This is a genomic window from Neorhizobium sp. S3-V5DH (genome assembly GCF_004343065.1).
Taxonomy (GTDB): Bacteria; Pseudomonadota; Alphaproteobacteria; order Rhizobiales; family Rhizobiaceae; genus Neorhizobium; species Neorhizobium huautlense.
In genome coordinates, this window is sequence record NZ_SMCL01000025.1 from 1 (window position 1) to 16,428 (window position 16,428).

The 16,428-nt window shown below is 59.6% G+C and carries 19 protein-coding genes and 1 tRNA gene; 12 read left to right on the top strand and 8 right to left on the bottom strand.

Annotated features, from left to right (window positions below; all coding sequences use genetic code 11):
* Window positions 1–359: 359 nt before the first annotated feature.
* Window positions 360–689 (top strand): hypothetical protein, encoded by a 330-nt coding sequence (locus EDE09_RS24155; RefSeq protein WP_112796365.1) that lies wholly within the window; start codon window positions 360–362, stop codon window positions 687–689.
* 56 nt (window positions 690–745) lie between these two features.
* Here EDE09_RS24155 and EDE09_RS24160 read toward each other — a convergent pair.
* Window positions 746–835 (bottom strand) — tRNA-Ser (locus EDE09_RS24160).
* Between the two features lie 222 nt (window positions 836–1,057).
* Here EDE09_RS24160 and EDE09_RS24165 point away from each other — a divergent pair.
* The 9 genes from EDE09_RS24165 (at window position 1,058) to deoA (ending at window position 9,744) form a co-directional block, all read left to right on the top strand.
* Entirely contained in the window at window positions 1,058–1,384 is a 327-nt protein-coding gene (locus EDE09_RS24165; protein WP_112796367.1) for a hypothetical protein, read from the top strand.
* A 303-nt stretch (window positions 1,385–1,687) separates the two neighbouring features.
* Entirely contained in the window at window positions 1,688–2,680 is a 993-nt protein-coding gene (locus EDE09_RS24170) for a BMP family ABC transporter substrate-binding protein (protein WP_105373920.1), read from the top strand.
* Between the two features lie 98 nt (window positions 2,681–2,778).
* The gene (locus EDE09_RS24175) at window positions 2,779–4,284 is read left to right on the top strand and encodes an ABC transporter ATP-binding protein (protein WP_112796486.1); all 1,506 of its coding nucleotides are present in this window, start codon (window positions 2,779–2,781) and stop codon (window positions 4,282–4,284) included.
* Window positions 4,281–5,384, top strand: coding sequence for an ABC transporter permease (locus tag EDE09_RS24180; protein WP_105373919.1), 1,104 nt, complete (start codon window positions 4,281–4,283; stop codon window positions 5,382–5,384). The genes EDE09_RS24175 and EDE09_RS24180 overlap by 4 nt, the downstream gene beginning before the upstream one ends.
* A gap of 3 nt (window positions 5,385–5,387) precedes the next feature.
* Complete coding sequence (locus tag EDE09_RS24185; protein WP_105373918.1) at window positions 5,388–6,359, top strand: ABC transporter permease; 972 nt, start codon at window positions 5,388–5,390, stop codon at window positions 6,357–6,359.
* 3 nt (window positions 6,360–6,362) lie between these two features.
* A complete protein-coding gene (locus EDE09_RS24190) occupies window positions 6,363–6,755 on the top strand; it encodes a cytidine deaminase (protein WP_112796370.1) in 393 nt (130 codons plus the stop codon).
* On the top strand, window positions 6,752–7,540 hold the full coding sequence (locus EDE09_RS24195; protein ID WP_105373916.1) for a purine-nucleoside phosphorylase: 789 nt from the start codon (window positions 6,752–6,754) through the stop codon (window positions 7,538–7,540). Before EDE09_RS24190 ends, EDE09_RS24195 begins: the two co-directional genes overlap by 4 nt.
* A gap of 118 nt (window positions 7,541–7,658) precedes the next feature.
* On the top strand, window positions 7,659–8,429 hold the full coding sequence (deoC, locus tag EDE09_RS24200) for a deoxyribose-phosphate aldolase (RefSeq protein ID WP_112796372.1): 771 nt from the start codon (window positions 7,659–7,661) through the stop codon (window positions 8,427–8,429).
* Between the two features lie 4 nt (window positions 8,430–8,433).
* Entirely contained in the window at window positions 8,434–9,744 is a 1,311-nt protein-coding gene (gene deoA / locus EDE09_RS24205; protein ID WP_112796374.1) for a thymidine phosphorylase, read from the top strand.
* On the opposite strand, the gene EDE09_RS24210 is transcribed toward deoA, so the two are convergent.
* From EDE09_RS24210 to EDE09_RS24240, 7 genes are all read right to left on the bottom strand, one after another.
* Complete coding sequence (locus EDE09_RS24210; protein ID WP_112796376.1) at window positions 9,745–10,257, bottom strand: TIGR02281 family clan AA aspartic protease; 513 nt, start codon at window positions 10,255–10,257, stop codon at window positions 9,745–9,747.
* A 120-nt stretch (window positions 10,258–10,377) separates the two neighbouring features.
* Entirely contained in the window at window positions 10,378–11,007 is a 630-nt protein-coding gene (upp, locus tag EDE09_RS24215) for a uracil phosphoribosyltransferase (RefSeq protein ID WP_105373912.1), read from the bottom strand.
* A 99-nt stretch (window positions 11,008–11,106) separates the two neighbouring features.
* The gene (locus EDE09_RS24220; protein ID WP_112796378.1) at window positions 11,107–12,090 is read right to left on the bottom strand and encodes an adenosine deaminase; all 984 of its coding nucleotides are present in this window, start codon (window positions 12,088–12,090) and stop codon (window positions 11,107–11,109) included.
* Window positions 12,087–13,307: a phosphopentomutase gene (locus EDE09_RS24225; protein WP_112796380.1), complete on the bottom strand. Its 1,221-nt coding sequence runs from the start codon at window positions 13,305–13,307 to the stop codon at window positions 12,087–12,089. Before EDE09_RS24225 ends, EDE09_RS24220 begins: the two co-directional genes overlap by 4 nt.
* Before the next feature lie 108 nt (window positions 13,308–13,415).
* Entirely contained in the window at window positions 13,416–14,009 is a 594-nt protein-coding gene (locus EDE09_RS24230) for a TadE/TadG family type IV pilus assembly protein (RefSeq protein ID WP_112796382.1), read from the bottom strand.
* Entirely contained in the window at window positions 14,009–14,614 is a 606-nt protein-coding gene (locus EDE09_RS24235) for a TadE/TadG family type IV pilus assembly protein (RefSeq protein WP_105373908.1), read from the bottom strand. Before EDE09_RS24235 ends, EDE09_RS24230 begins: the two co-directional genes overlap by 1 nt.
* Window positions 14,615–14,715: 101 nt before the next feature.
* Window positions 14,716–15,111 (bottom strand): pilus assembly protein N-terminal domain-containing protein, encoded by a 396-nt coding sequence (locus EDE09_RS24240; protein WP_105373962.1) that lies wholly within the window; start codon window positions 15,109–15,111, stop codon window positions 14,716–14,718.
* A gap of 419 nt (window positions 15,112–15,530) precedes the next feature.
* Here EDE09_RS24240 and EDE09_RS24245 point away from each other — a divergent pair, with 419 nt between their 5' ends.
* Entirely contained in the window at window positions 15,531–15,719 is a 189-nt protein-coding gene (locus EDE09_RS24245; protein ID WP_112796386.1) for a Flp family type IVb pilin, read from the top strand.
* Between the two features lie 122 nt (window positions 15,720–15,841).
* Complete coding sequence (locus EDE09_RS24250; RefSeq protein ID WP_112796389.1) at window positions 15,842–16,354, top strand: prepilin peptidase; 513 nt, start codon at window positions 15,842–15,844, stop codon at window positions 16,352–16,354.
* Window positions 16,355–16,428: the final 74 nt, after the last annotated feature.

A 16,428-nucleotide genomic window follows, 5' to 3' on the forward strand; every position in this document is an offset into this window, starting at 1 on the left:
AGAAGATGCCGCGCAAAAGCCTGCGCATAAACAACCGACGCCCGTCCCGCCAGATCCTCGACAAGCCCACGAAGTCCACTCGTTCCAAATTTCATCAAGTGCCCATAAAGAAAGTCAGCCGCTCAATGTCCTAGTTTATTCCACCTGAAAATAAAGAGATAACTGTCGGGGAAGCTAACCTGCAAGCGCTGTCTCTGCAAAATCCGGAAGCGGCTTCGGTTCACGTCGGGCGTTATCATGTTTCCGGTTGCGTTTGGCGGCGTTGTCGCAAGGGTGTTATCCTTTGGTTCGGATCGGTGGGTCCGTTCGCTGGCGGTGCAAGATTTCGCCCGCTTCCGCTTTCCAGGAAGGAGATCCCGATGGGGTCACGTATTTGGAAATCCATCGCGTTTGTGGCTCCGCTTTCCGGCCTGGCACTTCTGATGGGCTTCGGTGAGCAGATCGATGAAGGCGCCTGTTCCGGAACTCTGGCCTTCGAGAAGTCAAGGCAGCTCTTGGAAGAGCGGCCGGAGGTGCTCGATATCGCCCCGGGAAGTTTCCGCTGGGAGGGCGACTGCCGTTTCGCCATGCAGGGTTATGCCGATGTCGCGACGGCGGGCGCGCCAAGCCGCAGGACTTTCGAGCTCCTGGTGGCCCTGGAGCCAGGAAGTCATCGCTGGCAGGAGGTCAGTTTTTCCATGGGAGATTGACCGCTCAGTATTGAACGGGCGGATGCATCTGGAAAGACGGCAGGATTTTGGGAGAATGGCGGACAGAGAGGGATTCGAACCCTCGATACGCTTTCACGTATACACGCGTTCCAGGCGTGCGCCTTCAACCACTCGGCCACCTGTCCTTAGGATAAAGGGCTGCGTGCAAATCGGGGGCAACACAGCGGTCGGGCGCGATATATACCGATCAATTCCGAAGGATCAACCGGAATCTGAACGATTTTTGACAACAGGACGTAAAACCTTGGGGTCGCGTTGCCAAGCTGGGAGGCGACGGCTATTTCTTTCGATATGGGACCGGTGTTGTCCGGCTCATCGGCGGTCGACAACGAAATGGCTAATAGAAAATGCGAATACTTCGCTTCGTCTTCCATACGGTGAGCGCTCTGGCGCTTCTTGCTGCAATCGTCGCCGGCACCCTGGATTCGATTCAATCCGTCTCCGCGTCTTCGGTCGTGCTGACCAGCCTCGGCAATGCCTGGCTCAATCTCGATCCGGAAAGCCTCGCGCTCAGCGAAATCTATGCCGAGACCTATATCAGCGCCGATCTCTGGCGCCCCTTCGTAGCGCCGGTTCTGGCACAGCCCGCTTTTGCAATCTTCCTGACCCTGGCGCTCCTCTTCTGGATGGCTGGCTACGAAAAACCGCGTTTTGCGGGACGGTTTTCCGCCTGAACCCTTCCCGCCGGCATGTTAAGATGCTGAGTAGCCGTTGCGGCCTGAGGAGAGTAGTCGTCTTCCCGGCTGGCATGAAAATATGCGTCGCGCCACAGATTCATGCAGTTATTTCCGACCTTTGTTCAAGTTTTCGGCAGGTTCGCCATTCTTTACCAACTGAAAAAAATCTCGTGAATTTTTCCGAAACCCGTGCAAGAGTGACCGCAGCCAGACCCTGAAAAGAAAAAGGGCAGGTGGCCGCAGAAGTGCCCGGGGGACGGGCTTGCGGGAGGATCAAACAGCTAAAAACAGGGCTGCACGATGAAAAGAACCCTTTTAAGCCTCATTGCCTTGGGCGCCATGTCGGCCACCGCGCTTTCAGCGGAGGTGAAGCCGGCGCTGGTCTATGGTACCGGCGGCAAGTTCGACAAATCCTTTAACGAGGCAGCTTTTGCCGGCGCCGAGCAGTTCAAGAAGGAAACGGGGATCGAATATCGCGACTTCGAGCCCACCAGCGATACGCAGGGCGAACAGGCAATCCGCAACTTCGCCAGCCGCGGCTACAATCCTGTCGTTGCTGTCTCTTTTGCCTGGACTTCGGCCATGGAAAAGGTTGCGGCGGAATTCCCGGACACCAAGTTCGCGATCGTTGACTCGGTCGTCGACCTGAAGAATGTCCGTTCGGTCGTCTACAAGGAAGAGGAAGGCTCCTATCTCGTCGGTCTGCTCGCCGGCATGGCATCCAAGACCGGCAAGGTCGGCTTCATCGGTGGTATGGATATCCCGTTGATCCGCAAGTTCGGCTGCGGTTACGTCCAGGGCGTCAAGGCCGCGAAGGCGGACGCGCAAGTTTTCCAGAACATGACCGGCACCACCGGTGCGGCTTGGAACGATCCTGTCCGTGGCGGTGAACTGACGAAGAACCAGATCGATCAGGGCGCCGATGTCATCTATGCGGCAGCGGGTGCGACCGGCCTCGGTGTGCTGCAGACTGCGGCCGACAACAAGAAGCTGTCGATCGGCGTCGATTCCAACCAGAATCACCTGCATCCCGGCTCGGTCCTGACCTCCATGGTCAAGCGTGTCGACCTTGCTGTCTATAACACCTTCAAGGACACCAAGGACGACAAGTTTACCGCCGGCGTCCAGGCTCTCGGCGTCAAGGAAGACGGCGTGGCCTATGCGCTCGACGACAACAACAAGTCGTTGATTACCGCTGAAATGAAGGCTGCCGTGGAAAAGGCCAAGGCCGACATCATCGCCGGCACCGTCAAGGTGCACGACTATATGTCGGATAAATCCTGCCCCAAATAAGAGACACGCCTGAAGGGCGCATGGCGGTCCGGATCGCCATGCGCCCTTTTTCATAATGTGGAAAGGCGAACCATTTGAGCCTCGACCTCCCCAAAGAGATTGAGCCTGCAATCGAGCTTGTCGGCATCGACAAGAAGTTCGGTGCGGTGCATGCGAACAAGAACATCAATCTGACCGTGGCCAAGGGATCGATCCATGGCGTCATCGGCGAAAACGGCGCGGGAAAATCGACGCTGATGTCGATCCTCTACGGCTTCTATCATGCCGATCAGGGCGAAATCCGCATTTCAGGCAAGCCGATCGTAATCCGCGACAGCCAGGCGGCGATCGCTGCGGGCATCGGCATGGTGCACCAGCACTTTATGCTGGTTGAAAATTTTACGGTTCTGGAAAACGTCATGCTGGGCGCCGAAGGCGGGCAATTGCTTCGCAAGGGCGTTGCAAGTGCCCGCAAGGAATTGAAGCGCCTGGAGGACGACTACGGCCTCGAGGTCGATCCCGATGCGGTGGTCGAAGAATTGCCTGTGGGCAGCCAGCAACGCGTGGAGATTCTGAAAGCACTCTACCGTGGGGCAGAAATCCTCATCCTGGACGAGCCGACCGGCGTGTTGACGCCGGCGGAGGCCGACCACCTCTTCAAGGTGCTGCGTGTACTGCGCGACCAGGGTAAGACGATCATTCTCATCACCCACAAGCTGCGCGAGATCATGGCGATCACCGACACGGTTTCGGTCATGCGCCGCGGCGAAATGGTGGCAACCCGCAAGACGTCCGAGACGACGGTCGAGGAACTGGCCGAACTGATGGTCGGCCGCCGCGTATTGCTGCATGTGGAAAAAGGCGACGCGAATCCGGGCCGCATTCTGCTGTCAGTCAGGAACCTGACGGTCAGGGATGCTCGCGGCGTCACCATGGTGGACGATGTTTCCTTCGATGTCCGCGCCGGCGAAATCGTCGGTATTGCCGGGGTTGCGGGCAACGGCCAATCCGAGCTCCTGGAGGCGATCGCCGGCATTCGCAAACCTTACTCCGGCGAGATATTCATCGACGGCAAGCCGGTTGCTGGGATCGGTCCGGCGGGCTTGCGCGATCTTGGCCTCGCTCACATTCCCGAGGATCGGCACCATATGGGCCTGGTGCTGAAATTCGAGGAATACGAGAACTCGATCCTCGGTTACCACCGCGACCCACGTTATGGGCGTGGCGCGATGCTCGATCTTGATGCGATGCGCAAGGATGCGGAAGAAAAGATCGCGAAATATGACATCCGGCCGCCGAACCCTCGGTTGAAGACGGCGAATTTTTCCGGTGGCAACCAGCAGAAGATCGTCGTTGCCCGGGAGATAGAGCGCGATCCGAATGTGCTGATCATCGGCCAGCCGACCCGAGGCGTCGACATCGGCGCCATCGAATTCATTCACAAGCGGATCATCGACATGCGGGATGCAGGCAAGGCAGTGCTCCTGGTGTCGGTGGAACTCGACGAAATCCGTTCCCTTTCAGACCGCATACTGGTGATGTTTGCCGGCAAGGTCGTCGGGGAGAAGACCGGTGATGCCGGCGAACAGACATTGGGCCTGATGATGGCCGGGATCGCCGCATGAGCACCGCATCCGTTCAGCTTCCCGCCTGGATCAACTACATCGTCGTCCCGATCCTCAATCTCGTACTTGCCTTCTTTTTTTCCGGCCTCGTGGTCTGGGCTATCGGAGAAAGCCCGCTCGAGGCCCTGCGCCTGCTGTTGATCGGTGCGCTCGGCCGCGGCGAAGGCATAGGCTTTACGCTCTTCTACGCCACGAGCTTCATCTTTACCGGGTTGTCGGTGGCGGTCGCCATCCATGCCGGGCTGTTCAACATCGGGTCGGAAGGACAAGCCTATCTCGGCGGCCTCGGCGCGGCGCTCGTTGCACTTTCGCTTGATCGCTATGTGCCCTGGTACGTGACCATGCCTTTCGCGGTGATCGGCGCTGCTCTCTTCGGTGCCGCCTGCGCCGCGATACCGGCGTGGCTTCAGGCCAAGCGCGGCAGCCATATCGTCATCACCACGATCATGTTCAATTTCATCACGTCGTCGCTGATGAACTATCTGCTCGTGCGGGTGCTGATCGTGCCGGGCAAGATGGCGCCGGAAACGCGCACCTTCCTGGAAGGCGGCCAGCTCCCGAAGCTCGACTGGCTGATTTCGATGTTCGGCGGCAAGCTGGGCGCAGCCCCGCTCAACTTCTCCTTCCTGATCGCGCTTGTCATGTGTTTCCTGGTCTGGATGCTGATCTGGCGCACCAAGCTCGGTTATGAAATGCGCACGCTCGGCATCAGCCCGACGGCGGCGGGTTATGCCGGCATCCCCTACGCAAAGATCGTCATGATCGCCATGCTGATCTCCGGCGGCCTTGCGGGCATGATGGCGCTCAACCCCGTCATGGGAGCTTCGGCAAGGCTGCAGATCGAGTTCGTCGGCGGCGCAGGCTTCGTCGGTATCGCCGTATCGCTGATGGGCCGCAACCACCCTGTCGGGATCATTCTCGCCGCACTGCTCTTCGGAATTCTCTATCAGGGCGGAGCGGAGCTCTCCTTCGACATGCCGAGCATCACCCGTGACATGATCGTCGTCATCCAGGGCCTGGTGATCCTCTTTGCGGGCGCGCTGGAATACATGCTTCGGCCGGCAATCGTTCGGCTTTACCAGCAGATTTCCGGGAAGTAGCTCATGGATTATTTCGATATTTTCATCGGCATTCTCGGTTCGGCCGTCCGCCTGTCCATCCCCTTGCTGTTCACCGCGCTGGCGGGGCTGTTTTCGGAGCGGGCGGGGATTTTCGATATCGGCCTGGAAGGCAAGATGCTGGTCTCGGCGTTCGCCTCGGCCTGTGCCGCCTACTGGACCGGCAACGCCTGGCTCGGCCTTGCGGCGGGCATCCTGGTCGCGATCGCGTTTTCTTTCATTCATGGTTTTGCCTCGATCACCAATCGCGGCAACCAGATCGTTTCCGGCGTGGCTCTGAATTTCGTGGCCGCCGGCTTGACGATCGTGCTCGGTCAGGCGTGGTTCGGGCAAGGCGGCCGGACGGCGCAGGTGCCGGGCTCGGGCCGGTTCGCGCCGATCATCCTGCCGGGTACCGATGCGATACGCGATGTGCCGATCCTCGGGCCTCTTTATGCCAACGTCATTTCCGGCAACAATATCCTCACTTACATCGCGTTTCTAATGGTGCCGATCTCCTGGTGGGTCTTGTACCGGACACGTTTCGGTCTGCGTCTGCGCGCGGTGGGAGAAAATCCAGGCGCCGTGGATACGGCGGGCATTTCGGTGAGCTGGCTGCGGTATCGTGCGCTGATCGTCACCGGCTTCCTGGCGGGATTCGCCGGAACTTACCTGGCGATCGCCCAATCGGCGGCATTCATCAACAACATGTCGGCCGGCAAGGGATATATAGCGCTTGCGGCGCTGATCTTTGCGAAATGGAAGCCGGTGCCGGTGATGCTCGCCTGTCTGCTCTTCGGCTTTCTTGACGCTTTTGCGAACTTCATGCAGGGCAAATCGCTTCCGCTGATCGGGGAGGTGCCTGTGCAAATCTTCCAGGCACTGCCCTATATCCTGACCTGTGTGCTGCTTGCCGGCTTCATAGGCATTGCACGCCCGCCGAAGGCCGGCGGCGTCCCCTACACGAAGGAGCGCTAGGATATGTCTCAAGAGCTGTTCGAAGCCGCCCGCGAGGCAATGAAAAAGTCATACGCGCCCTATTCGAAATTTCCCGTGGGCGTCGCGATCCGCGCGGACGACGGGAACGCCTACCTGGGTGCCAATATCGAGAACCTATCCTTCCCGCAGGGTTGGTGCGCGGAGCCGACGGCGATCGGTGCTATGATCATGGGCGGCGCCAGCAAGATCGTAGAACTCGCCGTCATTGCCGAAAAACTGCCGCTCTGCACGCCATGCGGCGGCTGCCGTCAAAAGATTTCGGAATTCGCGTCCGCCGATACGCGCATCTACCTTTGCGACGATGCCGGCGTCCAGAAGACAGTCACCATGGCGGAGCTGCTGCCCTATGCCTTTGAAACGGATGTGATCGGATGAAGGAAGTCATCGACCTCCTTGTCGATCGCCTCGACGGTCTCGTGCCGCGCCACGCAATCGTGCTCGGCTCCGGCCTCGGCTCGCTGGTGGGGGAGGTGACGGACCAGGTTCGTGTGCCCTATGGCGCCCTGGAAGGGTTTCCGGCAAGCGGCGTCACAGGCCACGCGGGCGAGCTGGTCGCCGGCTATCTCGGCGCAGAGCCGGTCATCATGCTGTCGGGTCGTGCGCACTATTACGAGCATGGCGATGCGAAGGCCATGCGCTTTCCGATCGAGGTCATGAAGGGGATCGGCGTTCAATCGCTGATCCTGACGAACTCCGCGGGCTCGCTGCGTGAGGATATGCCGCCGGGATCGGTGATGCAGATCACCGATCATATCAATTATTCCGGCCTGAACCCGCTGATCGGTGAAGAGGGAGACCGTCGTTTCGTCGGCATGACCAGCGCCTATGACGCGTCCCTTTCGCTCGGCATGCGCAACGCCGCAATCCGCTGCGGTATACCGTTGTTTTCCGGCGTCTATATGTGGTTTTCAGGCCCGAGCTTTGAAACGCCGGCGGAAATTCGCATGGCACGTATCCTGGGCGCCGATGCGGTCGGCATGTCGACTGTGCCGGAGGTCATTCTGGCGCGCTACTTCGGGATGAAGGTAGCAGCCGCGTCGGTCATTACCAATTTCGGCGCGGGCATGACCGGTGCCGAACTCAGCCACGAGGAAACCAAGGACATGGCGCCGGTCGGCGGCCAGCGTCTGGCTACCATTTTAAAAGAAATGTTGGCTTGATACACGATAGATTTCAATTGGATACTTGGCGTGTGACGTTCCGCGCAACCTCGGCGGGTTGCTTCTAATCGTTTGAACGATAATTATACCGGCTCGATCAAGCCCGGGGAGGCACGAAATGGAACTCCTGAGCCCGCGCGAGGCGGCAGCCTTCGCGCTCTCGCTTCTCGACCTGACGAATTTGCGCGACGATTGCGACAATGCCGCGATCGAGAAACTGTGCCTGCGCGCCCAGACACCCTACGGCCATACGGCGGCAATCTGCATCTGGCCGCGTTTTGTTGCGCATGCGCGAGCCATTCTGGGGCCGGACCATGCGGTCCGGATAGCGACCGTGGTAAACTTCCCGACTGGGGATTTGCCGGTCGCGGCCGTCATCGACGAAACCCGCAAGGCTATCGAGGATGGTGCCGACGAGATCGACATGGTCATCCCTTATCGCAAGCTGCTGGCGGGCGACGAGGCGGCGGTGACTGAATTGATCGAAGCCGTGCGCGCCGCCTGCCCGCAAGCCTGTCTGAAAGTGATCCTGGAGACGGGTGAATTGAAAGACAGCGCGCTCATCCGCCGTGCGTCCGAACTCGCAATCGCTGCAGGTGCCGATTTCATCAAGACCTCGACGGGCAAGGTCGCGGTCAACGCGACGCTGGAGGCTGCCGACATCATGCTGCAGGCGATCCGTGACTCCCGGAAACGCGTCGGTTTCAAGCCGGCCGGTGGCATCGGCAGCGTAGCGGATGCAGATCTCTATTTCCGCCTTGCCGAAACCATCATGGGTCCGAACTGGATCATGCCCTCGACATTCCGTTTTGGAGCGTCCGGCCTTCTTGATGACATTTTGGGTGTGTTGAGCGGCGGCACCAGCGCCCGCGTGTCGAGCGGCTATTGACAGAATGATCCCACAGGAAATCATTCGTCGCAAACGCGACGGGAAAACACTTGCCGCCGATGAGATTGCTGGCTTCATCGCAGCACTCACCAGGAACGAAATCACAGAAGGGCAGGCCGCTGCTTTCGCCATGGCTGTGTTCTTTCGGGGCATGTCCCGGGATGAGACAGTGGCGTTGACGCTGGCCATGCGCGATTCCGGGACTGTGCTGAAATGGGGCGGCCTTGGCCGGCCCATCGCAGACAAGCATTCGACCGGCGGTGTTGGAGACAATGTTTCCTTGATGCTGGCGCCGATCGTCGCCAGTTGCGGCCTGGCCGTGCCGATGATTTCCGGCCGCGGCCTGGGCCATACCGGCGGGACTCTCGACAAGCTGCAGTCGATCCCAGGCTACAATGTCATGCCGGACGAAGCGCTGCTCCGGAGGGTCGTCGAGAAAGTCGGTTGTGCCATTATCGGACAGACGACGGCTCTTGCGCCCGCGGACCGCCGCCTCTACGCCATCAGGGACGTGACGGCGACCGTGGAATCGGTGCCGCTGATCACCGCCTCCATTCTGTCCAAGAAGCTTGCGGCCGGTCTCGGGAGCCTGGTGCTCGATGTAAAGGTCGGCAACGGCGCCTTCATGGAAAGCATGGAGGAAGCCGAAGTGTTGGCGCGCTCGCTGGTCGAGGTGGCGAACGGCGCAGGCCTGAAAACGGCCGCGCTGCTGACCGACATGAACCAGCCGCTGGCGGATGCCGCAGGCAACGGGCTGGAAATCGTCAACTGCCTCAAATTCCTGTCCGGCTTGAAGGCCGGTTCGCGACTTGAGGCCGTGGTCATGGCCGAAGCCGCCGAAATGCTGGTGCAGGCCGGTCTCTTTCGAGATTTGCGCCACGCCGAGGAAAATGCGCGTCGGGCGCTTTCCTCCGGCGAGGCGAAAGAGCGTTTCGGACGCATGGTGCACGCGCTTGGCGGACCCGCCGATTTCTGTGATCGGCCCGATGCCTACCTGGAGCGTGCTCCCGCGAGCCTGCACGTTCCGGCGCCGCGCGATGGCTATCTTGCCTCATACGATACACGCGGGCTCGGTCTTGCTGTGGTGGAACTCGGCGGCGGCCGCAAACGCGCAGCGGACTCCATCGATCACCGAGTGGGTATCAACGGATTTCTGGCACTCGGCACGCAGGTCTCGAAGGGTGAGCCCATTGCCACTGTGCATGCGAAGAACCAGGAGGACGCGGAGCGTATCGCAAGGGATGTCGCGGTGTTTTGCACCATCGCGGATGCACCGCCCGCGGCTTCACCTGTTGTCCTTAAACGGATCGGCTGATCACTGGGTGAGCTTCAGGTTTCGGCCTTCGACCTGGAAGGATTTCAGCTTTTTCAGGAAGCTCATGCCGACGAGCGTTCCGGAAAGCGCCTTGTCGTGCAGCACGAAGGCATCGACGTCTTTCACGCGGACGCCCCCGATCTCGATGCGGCCGAGCACCACACGCGCCGCATCCGTGCCGCCGTTTGCGGTATTGACGGTGTAGCGGAAGTCGAGGCTGTTTGCGCCGAAACCCAGCTTGCGGGCGGTACTTTCGTTGATTGCGACAAGCGAGGCTCCAGTATCGACCAAGCCATCCACGGATTTGCCGTTGATGCGGAACGTCCCGTTGAAATGCCCGCGGCCATCGGCTTCGAGCACCGCACTGCCGGCTGCCGCGGCGATCGATTGTGGTTGTGCCGGTTCAGCTGCCGCCGTCGTGGCCGGCGGTTGGTGGGCCAGTTGGATCATCGACGGGATCTGCGTTGCAAGCAAAGCCGCTATGGCCGCGAAGATGACGGTGCGCAGGAGCATGAATGTCCCTCGATCATGGGAACCCGATAGTCTGCCATTAGCGTAAAAACCATAACAAAAAGACCTGCAAAGGTTTTGCAGGTCCTTCAGTTGGAAATTTGGTAAGGAAATCCTGAAGAATTACTTCGTGCCGTACATGCGATCGCCGGCATCTCCAAGACCTGGAACGATATACCCCTTTTCATTGAGGTGGCTGTCGATCGAGGCCGTGTAGATCTTCACGTCCGGGTGCACCGATTGAAAATTCTTGAGGCCTTCCGGCGCGGCGAGCAGGCAGAGGAAGCGGATGTTGTGGGCGCCGCGTTCCTTGAGCTTGTCCACGGCGGCGATCGAGGAATTGCCGGTTGCAAGCATCGGGTCCACCACGATGACAAGCCGCTCCGCGATATCTTCCGGCGCCTTGAAATAGTATTCCACCGGCTGCAGCGTCTCATGATCGCGGTAAACGCCGATATGCGAGACGCGGGCCGACGGCACGAGGTCCAGCATGCCTTCGAGCAAGCCGTTGCCGGCGCGCAGGATGGATGCGAAGACGAGCTTCTTGCCCTCGAGGATCGGCGCCTGCATCTCGACGAGCGGCGTCTCGATCGTTTCATAGGTGAGTTCGAGGTCGCGGGTCACCTCGTAGCAGAGCAGTGTTGAGATTTCGCGCAGCAGCCGCCGGAAGCCGGCTGTGGAGGTTTCCTTCTTGCGCATGATCGTCAGCTTGTGCTGCACCAGCGGGTGATCGATGACAGTGACGCCGTTCATGAGCTTCCCTCGTTGTTGTCTGTCTCTTCTTTTGAGGAAAAAGCCGCGTTCTGCAACCCGTCAGGCGCGTTTGACGGCCTCATCCCCAATCGCCTCACGTCAAGCCATCCCGGCGTCGAACTGGGAGAGCAGGCGTGACCGCGTCCCTTCATCAACAAAGGCCGCCTCGAGCGCGGTCCGCGTCATGGCGTCGATCTCTGCATCCGCCATTCCCATTTCCTTCGATGCGATTTCGTATTCGCGGGTGAGCGACGTATGGAAAAAGGGTGGGTCGTCGGAATTGAGGCAAACTCGCACGCCGGCGGCCTTGAGCGGTTTCAAAGGATGGCTCTGGAAGTCGGAAAAGACCTTGAGTGCAATATTCGAGCCGGGGCAGACTTCCAGGACGGTGCCGAGTTCGGCGAGGCGCTCCACCAGGGCGGGGTCCTCGATCGCCCGAACACCGTGTCCGATGCGCGACGGTTTCACCAGATCGAGCGCGTCTGAGACGCTGAAAGGCCCGCACACCTCGCCCGCATGGATAGTGAGCCCGAGCCCGGCGTCGCGGGCGATATCGAAGGCGCGGGCGTAGTCGGCGACCCGGCCCATGCGCTCTTCACCCGCCATGTTGAAGCCGGTCACCAGCGGGTTCTTCGCATTCGCGGCATATTGCGCGGCGGAGACGACCCTGTCGGGGCCAAAATGTCGTTCGCCGGTGACGATGATGCGTGCCTCGATGCCTGTCTTTTCGCGCGCCGCATGGATGCCGTCGCAGATTCCCGAAAGGTAGGCATCGGCTCCAAGGCCGATGCGGTCGCCGTGATCGGGAGATACGATGATCTCGCTGTAGATCGTGTTCGCTGCCGCGAGCTCGAGGAGATAGGATTCCGTCAGCAGCGCATAGTCCGCAGCCGTCCTGAAGAGCGCCGCCACCGCGTCGTAACAGACGAGGAATTCGGAGAAATCGGACCACTTATAGGCGCCGTCTCGCAGGATGTGGCTGGTATCGGCGCCGTATTTTCGGGCCTGGGCTTCAGCAAGCGCAGGCGGCGCGGCGCCCTCGATATGGCAGTGGATCTCGGCTTTTAAAAGATGCGCAGTCACAGGAAGCTCCGTCCATGCTGACCCGGTGGAATGGCCAGGTGCTCGGCAATGGTCTCCGCGATATCGGCATAGGTCGACCGCAATCCGATCGAGCGCGACCGGATTCCCGGTCCGAATGCCATGATCGGCACCCTCTCGCGTGTATGGTCGGTGCCGCGCCATGTGGGATCGCAGCCGTGATCGGCGGTAAGGATGACGAGATCGCCCGGTTTCAGCCGCCGATGAATATCTGGCAATGCGAGGTCGAAGGCTTCGAGCGCGGCTGCATAGCCCGGCACGTCGCGGCGATGTCCGTAGAGCATGTCGAAATCCACGAAATTGGTGAAAACCAGATCGCCGACCGCGGCCTCGTCCATTGCAGCAAGCGTCGCCTCCATCAGGGCGGCGTTGCCGTTGGCCTTGATGACCCGGGAAACGCCCTGGTGAGCAAAGATATCACCGATCTTGCCGATTGCATGCACCGACCGCCCGCCTCGGATCAGCCGGTCGAGGAGCGTCGGTTCCGGCGGAGGAACGGAGAAGTCGCGCCGGTTGCCGGTGCGTTCGAACGTTCCTGCCGTTTCGCCGATGAAGGGTCGGGCAATCACCCGACCGATATTCAACGGATCGAGCAATTCGCGGACGGTCTGGCACAGCGAGATGAGCCGATCGAAACCGAAATGATGTTCATGGGCGGCGATCTGGAACACCGAGTCGCTGGATGTGTAGCAGATCGGCTTGCCGGTCCGGATATGCTCCTCCCCAAGCCGTGCGATGATCTCCGTACCCGATGCATGGCAATTGCCAAGGATGCCCGGGATATCGCCCTCCCGACAGATCGCCTCCACCAGTTCGGGGGAGAAGGCGTCGCCCTCGTTGGGGAAATAGCCCCAGTCAAACATTACCGGCGTGCCGGCGATTTCCCAATGTCCGGAAGGGGTGTCTTTTCCGCGGGAAATCTCGTCCGCCGCTCCGAACAGGCCGAAAATCCGCTCCGGCATCGGCATTCCCGCGGGATAGTCGCCTTCGGCAAGCCTGGCGATTTCGAGAAGGCCGAGCGCCGACATGTTCGGCAGATGCAGCGGACCTTGCCGGAGACCCGCGCGGTCGCCGGCCCCGGCGGCGCAGAATTCCGCGATATGGCCGAGCGTGTTGGAGCCAAGGTCGCCATAGGCATCGGAATCCCGCGCGCCGCCAACGCCAAAGGAGTCAAGAACGAACAGAAAGGCACGAGCCATCGGTCACCAGGGATGTCAAACGCAGTTCACCGGCCTTCGGCCGCGTTGAATCGCGATTCATACAGCCGTGCCTGCCGCTTGGCAAAGGGGGATGATGGATGAGGCGCCTCAGCAGTCCGAGCAGGAGATGCTGGTTCCGATCCTCTGACGGTAGAAGTAATCCCGGGCGATGGTGATTGTCTTGAGTTCGGACGGCAGGAGGCCCGACATGAACATCAGAAGGTCGTGGGAAACGGAGACCTCCGAATGTATGAGAAAAGAATTGGGTAAGCGCATCTCGGTCGGGACATCGACGGTTGCACCGACGGCATAGGGGCGGGCATCGGTGTCGTCCCAGGACCAGGCCACCTTGGGATTGCCGGCGGCATCCAGCGCCACCCCCGTGACTCGGATGCTCAACGCATTGGGCGTGTATGGCGCAAAGAGGCTGTCCGTAACGTCCTCCATCGTCGTGAGGAGCGCCTTGTTGACGCTTGTCTCGCGCGTCACGAGGTCCGCGATCGTGCCGGCACTGCGGGTCACCCTTTTGGACACGCTAAGACCGAGGGTAATCTCGAAGGACGTGATGTAGAGACTGAGCAGAAGTGGGGCAATCAGCGCGAATTCAACGGCGCCTGCACCGCCACGGTCGGTGGCCAGCCGCCTGAGCCGAGCCAGGAAGCTGCCGGAATGCCTTTGCAGATGCTGATCTGGCGCTTCCATCACGGGTAATCCTCGTTTCGGAATGTGGCTGTCTCCACGATCAGGAAATAGTTCGGACGGCCGCCGGAGGGTCGAATGTTGGTGATGTAGGGCCGAAGCAGATCGGTGATGACATCCCAGCGGTAATAGGCGCGCACCATGTTGATCGTCTTCTGGGCGCCCGGGCTATAGTTGTTCACCGAAGCCGTATCCAGATCCTGCGACGTATTGAGCGGCACGTTTCCCGGTATATCGGCGAAGCTCGGAAAGCTGCGGACATCCAGCCACAGCTTGTCGGGAGTTGCTATCTCTTCCTCGCTGCACTTGATCATGATCGAGACTTCGTCGCAGAAGGTTCGCCGGAATGCGGTTCGATCGGTGTTGGCCGCGGTGATGCTGCCGGTCCTGAGCTTGCGCGCCACCGTATCGACCGCATTGGCGACGAGCTGTTCGCCCGTATAGGCAACAAAGGTTTCTAGGATTGCAAAGACGATCATGAAATAGGGAAGTGCCAGCAGCGCGAACTCGATGGCGGCCGCCCCGTCTTGCGACCTGAATATCCGGCCGAGCACAGCCCCGCGTCCCGCCGGCGCGACCTTTTCGGTCTCGTCTTGATTCTCGCCCATCGTTTCCCGCCCACAGCCCGGTTTCGAGCCTCGGAATCGTACGGGTTGATTATTGAGATTCCGTTGCCGCAAAGGGCGTGAGTTTACCGGTTTGTCCCTGATCAGGGCGCGCCGTCGGTTTTGAACTCGGCATGCTGTTCGCAGTTGGGCGTACAGGAGAGGATCTTGCGTTCGGTCTGCCGGAAGACGCGGACGGTATTTCCCTCATCGATGGAAACAAGGACGCGTTCATCGGCGATCGCGTTTCCTTCCGCATCCAGAAGCACGAGATTGGTCGTCCCGAAGCTGCGGCCCGTGACCACGATGGTGGTGGAATCCGCGACGGTGGCATCGGCCACATTTGAGTTGCCGACGATGACTTTGCTCACCGGCCGGTCCAGCCGCAATACCCGGGCATGGTTCATGAAGACGCGCAGAAGATCGCCTTCCTCCTGAGCCAGCACATTTCCGGGTGCCGCCGCAAAGACGAGGCCGCAGACGGCGGCGAGTCGGACCATGACGCGACGGTAGAGCATTGCAGGCAGCCTTTGGATGCGGTTGTAGTGCTCAAGGATGGATGCGATTGGTGAATGAACGGTTAAATGGCACAGCGGCTGGCCTTTTTATCCGATGTTAACCTCGTTTTGTCCGCCGATATCGTTTGGCGCCGGCGGCTCATTCGGGAGGAGAGAGGCTGTTAAAGCCTTGGGTGACAGGGAATATTAGGGCGCTGCGGCACCACCGAATATTGTTCAAATACTATCTTGTTGCTGTCTTCTTTATTTACCATTCCTTCCGGCAATCTTCCATTAACGACTTGATAACGCTCTTCCTTAAGCGCTTGGCAATCGTCCCCCGGTAGATTGCTGCCATCCGAACAACGGAAAACAGTTGTCGGGAAGTGCTGAACAACCAGTTGTGGAGTAGGAGAGTTCCCATGTCCAAGATTTTCGCTCGTTTTCTGAAGGATGAGTCCGGTGCAACCGCCATCGAGTATGGCCTCATCGCTGCCCTTATTTCCGTTGCTCTGATCGCCGGTGCCACCACGCTCGGTACCACGCTGAACAGCACATTCGATTCGCTGTCTGACAAGATGAACGCAGCGAACGCGAAGACTGCGCCATAATTTGCGCTCGCCTATTGGCAGATTGAATGACTTGAAACCGCTCTTCAGAGGGCGGTTTTCCTTTTATACCTGGGGTTAGTCCGAATTTTGAACTGCCTATCTTCCTACCGAGGGACGGCTAGATGATTTCAGCAGCGATATTGATGCTATTGCCGCTTTGCATCACGTTAGCCGCGTTTACCGACCTCGCCAAGATGACGATACCCAATCGCATTCCTGCCATCCTATTGGCGTCGTTCCTGTTGTTGGCGCCTTTCTCCGGTCTCGGATGGCAGGAAATTGGCACAGGCATTCTCGCGGGAGGAGTTGTTTTCGGCGTATGCTTTGCCCTCTTCGCATCGAACGTGATGGGTGGAGGTGACGCAAAACTGTTAACGGCGTGTGCGGTCTGGTACGGCTTCAATCACTCGCTTCTGGTATTCTTGATGACCGTCGGCTTCGTCGGCGGTGCGGTGACCCTCGTCATTCTTCTTCTTCGCTCTCAGGCAAACTCGGTCATGGCAATGGGGATCCCGCTACCGGCCTCGCTGGTCACCGCCAAGAAAATCCCTTACGGCCTTGCTATAGCGATCGCCGGTTTTCTGACATTTCACCAGGCTCCTATCTATTTGCTTGCGACAAATGCTTTCCACTGAGGTCCGGTGCAGTGGAAATATCTTGTTAACCTAAATTGTAAGCGTCTTATTAACCATAATTACACCATTCGCGG

Coding starts and splice junctions, on each gene's coding strand:
- EDE09_RS24155 (WP_112796365.1), top strand. CDS start 360: ATGGGGTCACGTATTTGGAAATCCATCGCGTTTGTGGCTCCGCTTTCC.
- EDE09_RS24165 (WP_112796367.1), top strand. CDS start 1,058: ATGCGAATACTTCGCTTCGTCTTCCATACGGTGAGCGCTCTGGCGCTT.
- EDE09_RS24170 (WP_105373920.1), top strand. CDS start 1,688: ATGAAAAGAACCCTTTTAAGCCTCATTGCCTTGGGCGCCATGTCGGCC.
- EDE09_RS24180 (WP_105373919.1), top strand. CDS start 4,281: ATGAGCACCGCATCCGTTCAGCTTCCCGCCTGGATCAACTACATCGTC.
- EDE09_RS24185 (WP_105373918.1), top strand. CDS start 5,388: ATGGATTATTTCGATATTTTCATCGGCATTCTCGGTTCGGCCGTCCGC.
- EDE09_RS24190 (WP_112796370.1), top strand. CDS start 6,363: ATGTCTCAAGAGCTGTTCGAAGCCGCCCGCGAGGCAATGAAAAAGTCA.
- EDE09_RS24195 (WP_105373916.1), top strand. CDS start 6,752: ATGAAGGAAGTCATCGACCTCCTTGTCGATCGCCTCGACGGTCTCGTG.
- deoC (WP_112796372.1), top strand. CDS start 7,659: ATGGAACTCCTGAGCCCGCGCGAGGCGGCAGCCTTCGCGCTCTCGCTT.
- deoA (WP_112796374.1), top strand. CDS start 8,434: ATGATCCCACAGGAAATCATTCGTCGCAAACGCGACGGGAAAACACTT.
- EDE09_RS24210 (WP_112796376.1), bottom strand. CDS start 10,257: ATGCTCCTGCGCACCGTCATCTTCGCGGCCATAGCGGCTTTGCTTGCA.
- upp (WP_105373912.1), bottom strand. CDS start 11,007: ATGAACGGCGTCACTGTCATCGATCACCCGCTGGTGCAGCACAAGCTG.
- EDE09_RS24225 (WP_112796380.1), bottom strand. CDS start 13,307: ATGGCTCGTGCCTTTCTGTTCGTTCTTGACTCCTTTGGCGTTGGCGGC.
- EDE09_RS24230 (WP_112796382.1), bottom strand. CDS start 14,009: ATGGAAGCGCCAGATCAGCATCTGCAAAGGCATTCCGGCAGCTTCCTG.
- EDE09_RS24235 (WP_105373908.1), bottom strand. CDS start 14,614: ATGGGCGAGAATCAAGACGAGACCGAAAAGGTCGCGCCGGCGGGACGC.
- EDE09_RS24240 (WP_105373962.1), bottom strand. CDS start 15,111: ATGGTCCGACTCGCCGCCGTCTGCGGCCTCGTCTTTGCGGCGGCACCC.
- EDE09_RS24245 (WP_112796386.1), top strand. CDS start 15,531: ATGTCCAAGATTTTCGCTCGTTTTCTGAAGGATGAGTCCGGTGCAACC.
- EDE09_RS24250 (WP_112796389.1), top strand. CDS start 15,842: ATGATTTCAGCAGCGATATTGATGCTATTGCCGCTTTGCATCACGTTA.